Annotated in this window: 7 protein-coding genes, 3 tRNA genes and 3 rRNA genes; 8 read left to right on the top strand and 5 right to left on the bottom strand. The window is 44.7% G+C overall.

Annotated features, from left to right (window positions below; genetic code table 11):
- Positions 1-83 precede the first annotated feature (83 nt).
- The 6 genes from AC2VOY_RS06150 to AC2VOY_RS06125 all read left to right on the top strand — a co-directional run bounded on the left by AC2VOY_RS06150 (position 84) and on the right by AC2VOY_RS06125 (position 5,472).
- Positions 84-1,626 (top strand): 16S ribosomal RNA (locus AC2VOY_RS06150).
- 68 nt (positions 1,627-1,694) lie between these two features.
- Positions 1,695-1,771 (top strand) — tRNA-Ile (locus tag AC2VOY_RS06145).
- Positions 1,772-1,794: 23 nt separating this feature from the next.
- Positions 1,795-1,870 (top strand) — tRNA-Ala (locus tag AC2VOY_RS06140).
- A gap of 304 nt (positions 1,871-2,174) precedes the next feature.
- Positions 2,175-5,068, top strand: a 23S ribosomal RNA gene (locus AC2VOY_RS06135).
- A 115-nt stretch (positions 5,069-5,183) separates the two neighbouring features.
- Positions 5,184-5,299, top strand: a 5S ribosomal RNA gene (gene rrf / locus AC2VOY_RS06130).
- The 16S, 23S and 5S rRNA genes sit together here with 3 tRNA genes alongside, the layout of an rRNA operon.
- A 96-nt stretch (positions 5,300-5,395) precedes the next feature.
- A tRNA-Asp gene (locus AC2VOY_RS06125) sits at positions 5,396-5,472 on the top strand.
- Positions 5,473-5,731: 259 nt separating this feature from the next.
- Here the strand turns inward: AC2VOY_RS06125 and ilvY are convergent.
- Positions 5,732-6,610, bottom strand: coding sequence for an HTH-type transcriptional activator IlvY (gene ilvY, locus AC2VOY_RS06120; RefSeq protein ID WP_491830422.1), 879 nt, complete (start codon positions 6,608-6,610; stop codon positions 5,732-5,734).
- Positions 6,611-6,763: 153 nt separating this feature from the next.
- Between ilvY and ilvC the strand changes: the two genes are divergently transcribed.
- Both ilvC and AC2VOY_RS06110 read left to right on the top strand, forming a co-directional pair.
- A complete protein-coding gene (gene ilvC / locus AC2VOY_RS06115; protein WP_491830420.1) occupies positions 6,764-8,248 on the top strand; it encodes a ketol-acid reductoisomerase in 1,485 nt (494 codons plus the stop codon).
- Positions 8,249-8,384: 136 nt separating this feature from the next.
- Positions 8,385-9,119, top strand: coding sequence for a hypothetical protein (locus AC2VOY_RS06110; RefSeq protein ID WP_491830419.1), 735 nt, complete (start codon positions 8,385-8,387; stop codon positions 9,117-9,119).
- Between the two features lie 93 nt (positions 9,120-9,212).
- Here AC2VOY_RS06110 and ubiK read toward each other — a convergent pair whose 3' ends face one another.
- The 4 genes from ubiK to AC2VOY_RS06090 form a co-directional block, all read right to left on the bottom strand.
- Positions 9,213-9,482 (bottom strand): ubiquinone biosynthesis accessory factor UbiK, encoded by a 270-nt coding sequence (gene ubiK, locus AC2VOY_RS06105; RefSeq protein ID WP_491830418.1) that lies wholly within the window; start codon positions 9,480-9,482, stop codon positions 9,213-9,215.
- Positions 9,483-9,645: 163 nt separating this feature from the next.
- Positions 9,646-12,732 (bottom strand): multidrug efflux RND transporter permease subunit, encoded by a 3,087-nt coding sequence (locus AC2VOY_RS06100; RefSeq protein WP_491830416.1) that lies wholly within the window; start codon positions 12,730-12,732, stop codon positions 9,646-9,648.
- An 11-nt stretch (positions 12,733-12,743) separates the two neighbouring features.
- Positions 12,744-13,850, bottom strand: coding sequence for an efflux RND transporter periplasmic adaptor subunit (locus AC2VOY_RS06095; protein WP_491830414.1), 1,107 nt, complete (start codon positions 13,848-13,850; stop codon positions 12,744-12,746).
- 87 nt (positions 13,851-13,937) lie between these two features.
- Positions 13,938-14,528 carry a TetR/AcrR family transcriptional regulator gene (locus AC2VOY_RS06090; protein ID WP_491830412.1) on the bottom strand — a complete coding sequence of 197 codons (591 nt, stop codon included), beginning with the start codon at positions 14,526-14,528 and terminating at the stop codon, positions 13,938-13,940.
- Positions 14,529-14,743 lie beyond the last annotated feature (215 nt).

Below are 14,743 nucleotides of genomic sequence, written 5' to 3'. Positions count from 1 at the left end.
GCTTTAGAATTACATCTTATCTTCGGGTAAGAATTAGTTTTGAAGTCAGTATTCATTGAGCTTGTCGAAAGACACAAAATCTTAAATTGAAGAGTTTGATCATGGCTCAGATTGAACGCTGGCGGCAGGCCTAACACATGCAAGTCGAGCGGAAACGAGAAGGTGCTTGCACCTTCGGCGTCGAGCGGCGGACGGGTGAGTAATGCATAGGAAATTGCCCTAATGTGGGGGATAACTATTGGAAACGATAGCTAATACCGCATAATGCCTTCGGGCCAAAGCAGGGGACCTTCGGGCCTTGCGCGTTAGGATATGCCTATGTGGGATTAGCTAGTTGGTGAGGTAATGGCTCACCAAGGCGACGATCCCTAGCTGGTCTGAGAGGATGATCAGCCACACTGGGACTGAGACACGGCCCAGACTCCTACGGGAGGCAGCAGTGGGGAATATTGCACAATGGGCGAAAGCCTGATGCAGCCATGCCGCGTGTATGAAGAAGGCCTTCGGGTTGTAAAGTACTTTCAGTTGTGAGGAAGGTAGCGTAGCTAATAACTGCGTTGCTTGACGTTAGCAACAGAAGAAGCACCGGCTAACTCCGTGCCAGCAGCCGCGGTAATACGGAGGGTGCGAGCGTTAATCGGAATTACTGGGCGTAAAGCGCATGCAGGTGGTTTGTTAAGTCAGATGTGAAAGCCCGAGGCTCAACCTCGGAACTGCATTTGAAACTGGCAGGCTAGAGTACTGTAGAGGGGGGTAGAATTTCAGGTGTAGCGGTGAAATGCGTAGAGATCTGAAGGAATACCAGTGGCGAAGGCGGCCCCCTGGACAGATACTGACACTCAGATGCGAAAGCGTGGGGAGCAAACAGGATTAGATACCCTGGTAGTCCACGCCGTAAACGATGTCTACTTGGAGGTTGTGGCCTTGAGCCGTGGCTTTCGGAGCTAACGCGTTAAGTAGACCGCCTGGGGAGTACGGTCGCAAGATTAAAACTCAAATGAATTGACGGGGGCCCGCACAAGCGGTGGAGCATGTGGTTTAATTCGATGCAACGCGAAGAACCTTACCTACTCTTGACATCTACAGAACTTAGCAGAGATGCTTTGGTGCCTTCGGGAACTGTAAGACAGGTGCTGCATGGCTGTCGTCAGCTCGTGTTGTGAAATGTTGGGTTAAGTCCCGCAACGAGCGCAACCCTTATCCTTGTTTGCCAGCACGTAATGGTGGGAACTCCAGGGAGACTGCCGGTGATAAACCGGAGGAAGGTGGGGACGACGTCAAGTCATCATGGCCCTTACGAGTAGGGCTACACACGTGCTACAATGGCGCATACAGAGGGCAGCCAACTTGCGAAAGTGAGCGAATCCCAAAAAGTGCGTCGTAGTCCGGATTGGAGTCTGCAACTCGACTCCATGAAGTCGGAATCGCTAGTAATCGTGGATCAGAATGCCACGGTGAATACGTTCCCGGGCCTTGTACACACCGCCCGTCACACCATGGGAGTGGGCTGCAAAAGAAGTAGGTAGTTTAACCTTCGGGAGGACGCTTACCACTTTGTGGTTCATGACTGGGGTGAAGTCGTAACAAGGTAGCCCTAGGGGAACCTGGGGCTGGATCACCTCCTTATACGAAATGTGCATAGATGAGTGTTCACACAGATTGATATGGTTTATAGATAAAGAGATTCCAATGATGGGTCTGTAGCTCAGCTGGTTAGAGCGCTCGCCTGATAAGCGGGAGGTCGGTGGTTCAAGTCCACTCAGACCCACCAATCATTGAAAATACTTCTAAGATGGGGCTATAGCTCAGCTGGGAGAGCGCCTGCCTTGCACGCAGGAGGTCTGCGGTTCGATCCCGCATAGCTCCACCATCTTTAAGTGTTCTTATTAAGAATCTTTAAAAATGGTTCAATTAGAAATATTTGAATCTGCTCTTTAACAATTTGGAAAGCTGACGAAATAATAAATTTCAATTTTTATTATTTCACCAAAAGTTCTCAATCTTATCTTTTAAGATAAGTAAACAAACACACATTTAAGTGTCTTGGCGTTTAATTACTAAGTAATTAAACGTATCTATTGAGTCCGGCAATCGATATTTAGATTAACCCTCTAAATATCAAAAACAAATCTTATTTGTTTGGTATATAACACTAAAACTTTTTAGGGTTGTATGGTTAAGTGAATAAGCGTACACGGCGAATGCCTTGGCAGTCAGAGGCGATGAAGGACGTATTAACTTGCGATAAGCCCAGATTAGGTAGTAAAAACCACTTGAGTCTGGGATTTCCGAATGGGGAAACCCACATGCATAAGCATGTATCATTAACTGAATACATAGGTTAATGAGGCGAACCGGGGGAACTGAAACATCTAAGTACCCCGAGGAGAAGAAATCAACCGAGATTCTGAAAGTAGCGGCGAGCGAAATCGGATTAGCCCTTAAGCTTTTGATGAGGCAGGTGAACAAGCTGGAAAGCTTGGCGATACAGGGTGATAGCCCCGTAACCAACACCTCATAATCAGTGAAATCGAGTAAGGCGGGGCACGTGAAACCTTGTCTGAACATGGGGGGACCATCCTCCAAGGCTAAATACTACTGACTGACCGATAGTGAACCAGTACCGTGAGGGAAAGGCGAAAAGAACCCCTGTGAGGGGAGTGAAATAGAACCTGAAACCGTGTACGTACAAGCAGTAGGAGCACCTTCGTGGTGTGACTGCGTACCTTTTGTATAATGGGTCAGCGACTTATATTTAGTAGCAAGGTTAACCGTTTAGGGGAGCCGTAGGGAAACCGAGTCTTAACTGGGCGTCGAGTTGCTAGGTATAGACCCGAAACCAGGTGATCTAGCCATGGGCAGGTTGAAGGTTGAGTAACATCAACTGGAGGACCGAACCGACTAATGTTGAAAAATTAGCGGATGACTTGTGGCTAGGGGTGAAAGGCCAATCAAACCTGGAGATAGCTGGTTCTCCCCGAAAGCTATTTAGGTAGCGCCTCGGATGAATACTACTGGGGGTAGAGCACTGTTAAGGCTAGGGGGTCATCCCGACTTACCAACCCTTTGCAAACTCCGAATACCAGTAAGTACTATCCGGGAGACACACGGCGGGTGCTAACGTCCGTCGTGGAGAGGGAAACAACCCAGACCGCCAGCTAAGGTCCCAAATTATAGCTAAGTGGGAAACGATGTGGGAAGGCTAAAACAGCTAGGATGTTGGCTTAGAAGCAGCCATCATTTAAAGAAAGCGTAATAGCTCACTAGTCGAGTCGGCCTGCGCGGAAGATGTAACGGGGCTAAGCTATAAACCGAAGCTGCGGCTGCATATTCTTACGAATATGCGGGGTAGGGGAGCGTTCTGTAAGCCGTTGAAGGTGGTCTGTAAGGGCTGCTGGAGGTATCAGAAGTGCGAATGCTGACATGAGTAACGATAAAGGGAGTGAAAAACTCCCTCGCCGGAAGACCAAGGGTTCCTGTCCAACGTTAATCGGGGCAGGGTAAGTCGACCCCTAAGGCGAGGCAGAAATGCGTAGTCGATGGGAAACGGGTTAATATTCCCGTACTTCTTACAATTGCGATGGGGGGACGGAGAAGGCTAGGTGGGCCTGGCGATGGTTGTCCAGGTTCAAGTGCGTAGGCTAATTTCTTAGGTAAATCCGGGAAATTGTTAGGCTGAGACACGACGTCGAGCACCCAAGGGTGTGAAGTCATTGATGCCATGCTTCCAGGAAAAGCCTCTAAGCTTCAGATTGTAAGGAATCGTACCCCAAACCGACACAGGTGGTCGGGTAGAGAATACCAAGGCGCTTGAGAGAACTCGGGTGAAGGAACTAGGCAAAATGGTACCGTAACTTCGGGAGAAGGTACGCTCTTAGCGGTGATGAGACTTGCTCTTTAAGCTGCCGAGAGTCGCAGATACCAGGTGGCTGCAACTGTTTATTAAAAACACAGCACTGTGCAAAATCGTAAGATGACGTATACGGTGTGACGCCTGCCCGGTGCCGGAAGGTTAATTGATGGGGTTAGACTTCGGTCGAAGCTCTTGATCGAAGCCCCGGTAAACGGCGGCCGTAACTATAACGGTCCTAAGGTAGCGAAATTCCTTGTCGGGTAAGTTCCGACCTGCACGAATGGCGTAATGATGGCCACGCTGTCTCCACCCGAGACTCAGTGAAATTGAAATCGCTGTGAAGATGCAGTGTACCCGCGGCTAGACGGAAAGACCCCGTGAACCTTTACTACAGCTTGGCACTGAACATTGACCCTACATGTGTAGGATAGGTGGGAGACTTTGAAGCGCAGTCGCTAGATTGCGTGGAGTCAACCTTGAAATACCACCCTTGTATGCTTGATGTTCTAACTTAGCCCCATTATCTGGGGTGAGGACAGTGCCTGGTGGGTAGTTTGACTGGGGCGGTCTCCTCCCAAAGAGTAACGGAGGAGCACGAAGGTGGGCTAATCACGGTTGGACATCGTGAGGTTAGTGCAATGGCATAAGCCCGCTTGACTGCGAGAATGACAATTCGAGCAGGTGCGAAAGCAGGTCATAGTGATCCGGTGGTTCTGAATGGAAGGGCCATCGCTCAACGGATAAAAGGTACTCCGGGGATAACAGGCTGATACCGCCCAAGAGTTCATATCGACGGCGGTGTTTGGCACCTCGATGTCGGCTCATCACATCCTGGGGCTGAAGTCGGTCCCAAGGGTATGGCTGTTCGCCATTTAAAGTGGTACGCGAGCTGGGTTTAGAACGTCGTGAGACAGTTCGGTCCCTATCTGCCGTGGGCGTTGGAAGATTGAAGGGGGCTGCTCCTAGTACGAGAGGACCGGAGTGGACGAACCTCTGGTGTTCGGGTTGTCATGCCAATGGCATTGCCCGGTAGCTAAGTTCGGAATCGATAACCGCTGAAAGCATCTAAGCGGGAAGCGAGCCCTAAGATGAGTCTTCCCTGGCACTTTAAGTGTCCTAAAGGGTTGTTCGAGACTAGAACGTTGATAGGCAGGGTGTGTAAGCGTTGTGAGGCGTTGAGCTAACCTGTACTAATTGCCCGTGAGGCTTAACCATACAACACCTAAAAAGTTTTGTAGTTGGATTGAATAGAAACACTTGAATGTAGTGTTAGAGAACATACAGCTTTCCAGATTATTATTTAACGTGAAACGTTAAATTAAAGAATTTACTTGGCGACCATAGCATTATGGACCCACCTGATCCCATGCCGAACTCAGAAGTGAAACGTAATAGCGCCGATGGTAGTGTGGGGTTTCCCCATGTGAGAGTAGGACATCGCCAGGTTCTTTTAATTGTTTTCAGATTTTTAATAAAAATCTAAAAGCAAAAAAACAATAAAGCAGTTTTAAGTGAGACTTTATTGTGCACCAAATTAGTTGCGGAGTGGTAGTTCAGTTGGTTAGAATACCGGCCTGTCACGCCGGGGGTCGCGGGTTCGAGTCCCGTCCACTCCGCCACTTATTAGAAAGCCTGATTCGAAAGAGTCAGGTTTTTTTTCGTCTGTAGAAAATTAAGCAAAAGGAAGTGGTAGTTCAGTTGGTTACCTTTTTGCCTAGAGCAAGCCGGCCAGTCGCGCCGAGGGTCGCGCCAAGCGGGTATCAGGGAGTCCCGTCCACTCCGCCACTTATTAGAAAGCCTGATTCGAAAGAGTCAGGTTTTTTTCGTCTGTAGAAAGCTAAAACATAGGGAGTCCCGTCTACTCTGCCTCTTCTCCCGCTATAAGCTCGAAACTTCCCATAATGCCTTGATTAAAGGTGTCTCTAGTTGTGATTTTAAACAACATAAACCCAATTCAAATGATTTAACCGGCTTTAAATTTATCCGCCTTACCTTATCCTTAATAGGGCTGTTATCTATTACCACATCCGGCGCTATGCCAATCCCTAAACCTAGAGCAACCATGCTGACAACACCTTCATGTCCTGAAACTTGGGCATAAATATTTGGTGTTTTGATTTTCATTTCCTTAAACCAATGATCGCAACGATCCCGTGCAATACCAGTTTCAGGGATAATAAAGGGTACTTTTTGCCAATCGATATGCTTTGCTTCTAATTGAGTTGAGAAACTACTCTCTGCCACAGGGGCGATGATAGAAAGCGAAATATCACCAATGATCCGATACGCCAGACGTGCAGGAGGAGGTGAAGGCAAGGCACTGATCACTATATCTGCTTGAGCATCGAAAAGCTTATCTAATGCTTGCGCAGGATCGCCAGTGGAGAGCTTTAAGTCTATATATGGATAAGTATTACGAAAGTTAGTTAAAAGTGCAGGAAGGTGGCTAAAGCTTGCAGTCACTGAGCAAAATAAGCGTAGGTTACCATGCAGATCTAAGTCTTTACCTTTGATCTGCAATTGAAACTGTTGCCATTCTTGGGTGATTTTTTGCGCCACTGGAATTAATTTCTTGCCCGCATCCGTTAGCTCTACACCACGGTTATCACGTACAAACAAAAGCGTATCTAAGCTTTGTTCTAGCTTTTGGACTTGCCTTGTTAGGGCCGATGGACTTAAGTGCTGTTGCTTAGCTGTTTGCGCAAAGTTCTTGCTCTCCACTAAGCTTAAAAACACCTCTAAACTCTTTATATTCACCTTGACCTCATGTTGCATTATTTGCAATTAATTCTTGTGAATATATCACTTTTCGCAATCACATAGATAGCATAATATGTTTCTTAAGCAATCAAGATTAGTTTGAATTGCACTTTATTTTACGGAATCACAAATTTAGCAGGATCTATTATTATGGCGAATTATTTCAATACCTTAAACTTACGTGAGCAGTTAGACCAACTAGGCCGTTGCCGCTTTATGGAGCGTGAAGAATTCGCGCAAGAAGCTGATTATCTAAAAGGCAAGAAAGTCGTGATTGTAGGTTGTGGCGCTCAAGGTTTGAACCAAGGTTTAAACATGCGTGATTCTGGTTTAGATATCTCTTATGCACTTCGCCAAGCAGCGATTGATGAGCAGCGTCAATCTTATAAAAATGCGAAAGATAATGGTTTTGCAGTAGGCAGCTATGAAGATCTTATCCCACAAGCCGATCTTGTTGTAAACCTAACGCCTGACAAGCAACACACCAACGTTGTTGAAACTGTGATGCCACTGATGAAGCAAGGCGCAGCACTTGGTTATTCACATGGTTTTAATATCGTTGAAGAAGGCATGCAAATCCGCCCAGACCTAACGGTTGTGATGGTGGCGCCTAAGTGCCCTGGTACTGAAGTTCGTGAAGAATATAAGCGTGGTTTTGGTGTCCCAACACTTATCGCGGTTCACCCTGAAAATGATCCAAATGGTGACGGCCTTGAAATCGCAAAAGCTTGGGCGGCAGCAACAGGTGGTCATCGCGCAGGTGTTCTTGAGTCTTCATTTGTTGCAGAAGTTAAGTCTGATCTTATGGGTGAGCAAACCATTCTTTGCGGTATGCTTCAAGCAGGCTCAATTGTTTGTTATGAAAAAATGATTGCCGATGGCATTGATGCAGGTTACGCAGGTAAACTTCTTCAATACGGTTGGGAAACTATTACCGAAGCACTTAAATTTGGTGGCGTGACGCACATGATGGATCGTCTATCAAACCCAGCTAAAATCAAAGCATTTGAGCTTTCTGAAGAGCTAAAAGAGCTAATGCGTCCACTGTATAACAAACACATGGATGACATCATTCAAGGTGAGTTCTCGAAAAACATGATGGCTGACTGGGCAAATGATGATGCAAATCTTCTAAAATGGCGTGAAGAGACAGGCCAAACTGCATTTGAAAACTACCCTGAATCAGATGTAGAAATTTCAGAGCAAGAATACTTTGATAACGGTATCTTGATGATCGCTATGGTTCGCGCAGGGGTTGAACTTGCTTTTGAAGCAATGACAGCATCAGGCATTATTGATGAGTCAGCTTACTATGAGTCACTACATGAGCTTCCATTGATTGCAAACACCGTAGCACGTAAGCGTCTATATGAAATGAACGTTGTTATTTCTGATACTGCTGAATATGGTAACTACCTATTTGCAAACGTAGCAACACCATTACTACGTGAGAAGTTTATGCCAAACGTATCGACTGACGTGATCGGTAAAGGTCTAGGTGATACATCTAACTTTGCAGATAACGCACAGCTTATCGAGATTAACGATACGATCCGTAACCACCCAGTGGAATGGATTGGTCAAGAGCTACGCGGCTACATGAAAGATATGAAGCGTATCGCGGTAGGCGGTTAAGCGAATCTTAAAACTTTGCACTCGGTTGGCACATGTTCGAAGAAGTGTTAAGCCGTTATAAGTTTTAAATAACAATCTTTTTATAATCAAAGCATCTGCATTTTTGTAGGTGCTTTTTTTTGTATAAGGATTTTAAATGCTAAAACCTAGCAAACTCATTGTTGGTCTTATTACTTTAACCGCATGTATTTATACGGCGCATTACTTTTATGTTTGGTTAGTGAAACCCGAGCAAAGTCTCGTGGCAAAGCTTCAGACTTATAGTGATCAGCAAAACTGCTTTTCTTGCCATCAAGCTAACGGACAACCCCAAACCGGTGCAGAGCTACCGAAAAATAATCACTATCTTTATGCTAAATCAGACTGGCAAATGTATTTTAAATTACTTTCTTTGGAACAAGATGCCAAATATGGGGATTATAATTCAAACCCTTTGTATCAGGCGGAAATGCTTGCACGAAAGTACAATTGCTTTTTATGCCACGGTAAATTTGGTCAAGGTGGGGTAGCAAATAAAGGTGGTTTAAAAGGTTATATTCCTGGCTGGTTTGGAACCGATTTTGCGCATTTAACCAATCATAATGATAAAGCAAAAATCAAACAATGGATCCAAACAGGGATTAATCAGGATATTTTAGATTTACCTATATTAGGCGAGAAAGCGAAACAAATTTTTGCTCAGCAAGAACTCAGCATGATTGCTTTGCCTTACCTTTCAGAACATGAATTAAACCTATTGGTTGATTATGTGGCTTATTTACATCAGCTTGGAGAAATCACAGCGCAAAGCTTAAAGCAGTACCAAGATGACGTACGTACAGCGAAACAAGAAGGTATCACGCCCATTCAGGTTGAGTTGATTCATGATTAGTTAAGGCGGGAAAGAAAGGAAGGGAATAAGTTTCACGTGGAACACTATCGACAAGGTTTCACGTGAAACAAAAATATTAGTGAGGTTTAGCTGTTAGTCTTGGCTTGGCTTCTCGTCTTGCTCAAGCTTAGCTTCAATTTGTGCAAGCTTTTGTTCAAGATCGGTTAGCTTTTGGCGCGTACGTAACAGCACTTGGGTTTGTACATCAAATTCTTCACGCGACACCACATCTAATTTATTCAATTGAGACTGGATCACTTGACGAACTTTTTGATCCACATCTGAGCCTAACTCCTTGACTGGCGCAGGCATAGATTCATGGATTTGCTTTGCGATTTGTTCTAGTTTCTTTGCATCAAACATATAAGACTCCTTTATCTTTAGTTATTTTATGCAATCTCAGCGCACTTGTCTTGGGAAAAGTTTTAATCTTTGTAAGCAGGTAAAAAAAACCGTAGCCACAAGCTTTTTTATCGACTTGCGTGGCTACGGTTTAGCTCTCGCGCATGACACGAGAATTAATTAATTACGATTCTTGATTTGGCAGCATTGGTGAAGCTTGGTCTTCGTCAAACTCTGGCAGTGGTTTATGTTCACTTGCTAGATAGCTGTAAATAACAGGCAATACAAACAAGGTGAAGATAGTACCAATTGCAAGGCCTGATACGATTACCACACCAATACTAAAGCGCTGCGCGGCACCTGCGCCGGTCGCAAACATTAGTGGGATCAAACCAGCAATCATAGCTGCGGTTGTCATCAAGATAGGGCGCAGACGTACCTTAGCTGATTCCATCACTGCGTCCATACGGTTTTTGCCATGTAATAGCTGCTCTTCTTTGGCAACCTCACAAATCAAAATACCGTGTTTGGTGATAAGCCCGACCAAGGTAATCAAACCAACCTGCGAGTAGATGTTCATGGTTGCTGCGCCCCAAGCAAGCACAATCAGTGCGCCTGAAATCGCCAGCGGTACCGACACCATAATCACAAGTGGATCTTTTACCGACTCAAATTGAATCGCCAAGACAAGGAAGATGATTGCTAATGCTAATGCAAAGGTTGCATAAAGCGCGCTACCTTCGGTCACAAACTGGCGAGACTCACCAAGGTAATCATGGTTGTAACCTTTTGGCAGTTCATTTTCTGCAAGCTCTTCATACCATGCAACCGCATCACCCATAGATGTGCCCGGTGCGAGTACGTTACTGACAGTCGCTGAGTTTAACTGGTTAAAGTGAGGCAGTGAGCGTGGCTCAGCATTCACTCCAATTTTAACTAAGCTACCCAAAGGTACAGACTCACCATTCGCACTACGCACATAGTAGCCATTCATCGATTCAGGATTTAAACGGAATTTACGTTCAACCTGAGGGATCACTTCATATGAGCGACCATTTAAGTCGATGCGGTTGACATAACCATCAGACATCATGGTACCCAGCGTAATTGCAATATCTTGCATGGTCACGCCATAAGCGCCGGCTTTGTCTTTGTCTATGTTGATATTCATGGTTGCTGAATCAAAGTTTAGATCAAGCGTTGAATAAACAAACATAGGGTTATTTTGTGCTTTTAATAAGACTTCACTTGCCACTTGGAAAAGACTTTCAAAGCTATTTGGCGTGGTAATGACAAACTGCATCGGTAAACCACTACCTGCGCCCGGAAGCTCAGGCATTTGGAACGCTGAAATAGCCATACCCGGCAGTTCTTTTACGAGTTCACCCACGCGGTTAGTCACTTCTTCTTGTGACGCTTCACGTTGGCTCCAAGGTACCAATGATCCAATACCAAAAGCTTGGTTTGAATTTGGTACACCAGTAAAGACCTGAGAATACTCGATTTCATCTTGCGCCATCATGATATCAGTGGCGTCATCCATGGTGTTTTGCAAGTAATCTAAGTTCGCATTGGATGCACCGGTTGCCATCAGTACAACCACACCTTTATCTTCCGATGGTGCAAGTTCTGATGGAATAAACTTAAATAGAACAGGCAAAGTTGCAAAGACAATAATTGCAAAAGCAACAAACACAGGTCGATGCTTCATCACAGCGCTGAGCATGCGAGAATATTTATCTGTCATCTTATCTAGGAATTTATGCACCGTTTGCTCAAAACGACTTGGCTTGTCATGTGCTTTAAGCATTTTAGAGCACATCACAGGCGATAGCGTTAAGGCCACAATACCTGATACAAATACCGCACCGGCAAGGGTTAAAGCAAATTCTTTAAATAAGGAACCAGTCACACCGCCCATTAGTGCGATCGGTGCATATACTGCGCCTAAAGTAATTGTCATTGCAATAACAGGTAGGGCGATTTCACGAGTACCGATAATTGCAGCGCGAAATGGCGTTTCCCCAAGCTTGATATGACGGTCGACGTTTTCGAGTACAACGATGGCATCATCCACCACAAGCCCGATAGCCAATACCATTGCGAGTAAGGTCATCAAGTTCCAAGAGAATCCCATAGATTGCATTACCATAGCCACACCAACAAGAGAGAGTGGAATCGTAATAATAGGGATAATTACCGCACGCAATGAACCGAGGAACAAGGTGATCACTACCAATACGATTAACGCCGCCTCAACAATCGTCTTCATTACTTCATGAATCGACTCGTTGATTGATACCGTTGAATCATAGTTGATGTTCATCTTGATATTGCTTGGCAAGTTACGCTCAATCTCTGGCAGCATCTCACGAATATTGGCAGCAATATTGATTGGGTTTGCACTTGGCGTCGCATCAATCGCAGCAACCACTGCCTCGTTACCATTTGCTGTTGCGCGATAGGTATCATGGCTTTTAGCTAGGGTTACTTTGGCAATGTCACCAAGGCGGATCACTTGACCTTTTGATGAGCGTACAATCAGCTCAGTGAGCTCTTCAGGTGTTTCGACCTGAGTATTTGCATCACCGTTATAAAGTACAAACTCACCTGTTGCTTGACCTGCGGCAGATTGATAGTTATTGGCATTTAATACCGTCATCACTTCTGTTGCAGTTAAGTCAAATGCACCCATTTTCGCCGGATCAAGCCAGATACGCATCGCATAGTTTTGACCGCCATATAGGTTTACCTTAGCTACGCCATCAATTGTAAATAGCTGGGGATTCACCACGCGTTGTAGATAATCCGTGATTTGGCTTGAGTTAAGCTCATCACTAGTAAAGCCTAAATACATCACCGAAGTCGTCGAGCCGGTCGACATCGAAACGGTTGGATCTTCTGCTTCAGATGGCAATTGCGAGCGAACCGAGTTGGTTTGCGCCAAGACATCGGCTAAGGCACCATTCGGGTCGGTATTGAGCTTCATGGTCACACTAATACTGGACATGCCAAGTACTGAGGATGAAGTCATGTAATCAATATTGTCTGCTTGAGCAATGGCTTGTTCCAAGGGCTGAGTAATAAAGCCTTGGATCAAATCGGCACTCGCACCATAGTAGCTAGTGCTAACGGTAATTACCGTATTCGTCATTTCAGGGTATTCACGTACCTGCATTTTGAAGATGGCTTGAAAACCAATAATCGCAATTAAGATACTAATAGATACCGCTAAAACTGGACGTTTTATAAAAACATCAGTAAAGCGCATAATGCCTCCGATTAAAGCATAGGGGTTTCTTTTGGTGGCGTTGTCGCATCGCTTTCAACTTTATGCACCAAAACACCATTACTTAAACGTACTTGACCTGAAGTCACGACTTCTTCGCCAGCTTTTAAGCCTTCAAGAACATGCACCACACTGCCATCACGTTCGCCGAGTTTGACGACACGTTGCGAAACGCGCTCTTCATCGCCATTTTTCTCAATCACGTAAATGCTATCGCCATATAAGGTATAAGTGATTGCAGTTTGCGGGACGGCAATTTGATCTTTGATTGTCGGCAAAATGATATTTGCACGCGCGAACATACCAGTACGTAAAGTATTGTCGTTGTTTGGAATATCCGCTTGGACTTGGATCAGGCCGCTTTGCGCGTTTACTGCAGGCTCAATCGCACTGATGCTGCCTTTAAAGGTTTGATCTTGATACGAGTCAACAAAGATATTAATTGCCTGGCCAACACGGATCTTAGTGATATCTGTTTGTGGCACAGTAAAACGCAAGCGCATGACGCTGGTGTCTTCAAGACGTGTCACTTCTGTGCCTGCTGTAAGGTATTGACCTAGATATACATTACGTAGACCTACAACCCCATCAAATGGTGCAGTGACGCGGCGACGGTCAATCGAGGCTTTTAGACTTTCGATGTCGGCAACCATAGAGAAGTAGCTTGCACTTGACTCGTCATACGCTTCTTTTGATACCGAACCTTTTTGATATAGGTTTTGGTAGCGTAAGTATTTAGCTTTTGCCGCAGGTAGCTTGGCTTGCGCACTTTTTAGGTTCGCTTCTTCAACTTTTGAATCAAGCTGAAGTAAAACCTGACCTTCTTTGACTTGTTGGCCTGATTCAAAGCTAATTTTATCGATTTCACCACTTACTTGAGAGGTAAGCGTTACCCCTTGGTAAGGTTCGACAAAACCAATCGCATCAATGCTTGGTACCCAGTCTTGAGTTTTGAGAACCAAGCTAGTGACAGGCAAGCTTTGCTCTGGCATGTTGGCTAAATATTCAGCTATTTTTTTGTTTTTAAAGAGGTTAAACCCAATCACACTCCCAAATAACAGGAGCACGATGAGTAACATCACGAAAGTCCACTTTTTCATTTGTTCAACCCTAAATAAGAAGAAATAAAAGTTAAATTTGCTCACCCAACTCGTTTGATTGAGCCGAGAAACTAAAAATTTTTGTGATTAATTATGGATGATGATGGCATCCCAACTGGCTTCAATTGCTGCATTAAGTGCTTCTTCATCGACATGGTAATCCCCTTGCACATGCTTACGCGCAAGCGCCATGCTGACATGCAAGGTTAAACTGGCCAGAATTTCATTATCTAATGGCTTAAAAATCCCTTTTGCTTTACCTTCGTTGAACATATGTTCAATCTTAGAGAAAAGCTCTTTTTCAAGCTTAGAGCAGCCTGAACGTTTGTTTGGGAGGGAGTCATATTGAAAGCGATTGATAATGTTATCAAAGTCAGTGGTAGCGGTAAGGCCAACGTTTTTCCAAATTAAAACAAAACGTTCCTTGATTGGCATGCTGTCTTTGACACCTTTTTGGACCATATCAGCAATGCCTTTTAAAGTGTGAAAGCGTACTTCATCAAGTAAATCTTGTTTATCCGTGAAATAACGGTAAATGGTTCCTGCTGCGACACCTGCTTCTTTGGCAAGCTTTTGCATCGACAAGCCATCAAAACCATCTTTTGCTATTAAATGTACAGCAGAATCAAGAATTTGTTGTTTCTTTAGCTGTGCCTGTAAGGGCGTAAGAGAGGTCATAATCCATTCACTTATTTAAACGAAATCCATAACATGCTCACCGTGAAAGAAAGTTAATTTCAATCTGAATGAACGTTCATTCATTTTATGTTTTTTTAAATAAAAAGCTAGGATTAAAAAGAGCCAAATTGTTATCGAATGGTTAAATATAGCTTAAATGTGGGGTTTATTTATATTTACTTACAACTTTATGAGGGGAAGCTGTTTGCTGCATC

It is taken from the genome of Vibrio sp. KMM 9700, from assembly GCF_058545285.1.
This window is presented reverse-complemented; position numbering and strand designations above follow the sequence as displayed.

Coding starts and splice junctions, on each gene's coding strand:
- ilvC (WP_491830420.1), top strand. CDS start 6,764: ATGGCGAATTATTTCAATACCTTAAACTTACGTGAGCAGTTAGACCAA.
- AC2VOY_RS06110 (WP_491830419.1), top strand. CDS start 8,385: ATGCTAAAACCTAGCAAACTCATTGTTGGTCTTATTACTTTAACCGCA.
- ubiK (WP_491830418.1), bottom strand. CDS start 9,482: ATGTTTGATGCAAAGAAACTAGAACAAATCGCAAAGCAAATCCATGAA.
- AC2VOY_RS06100 (WP_491830416.1), bottom strand. CDS start 12,732: ATGCGCTTTACTGATGTTTTTATAAAACGTCCAGTTTTAGCGGTATCT.
- AC2VOY_RS06095 (WP_491830414.1), bottom strand. CDS start 13,850: ATGAAAAAGTGGACTTTCGTGATGTTACTCATCGTGCTCCTGTTATTT.
- AC2VOY_RS06090 (WP_491830412.1), bottom strand. CDS start 14,528: ATGACCTCTCTTACGCCCTTACAGGCACAGCTAAAGAAACAACAAATT.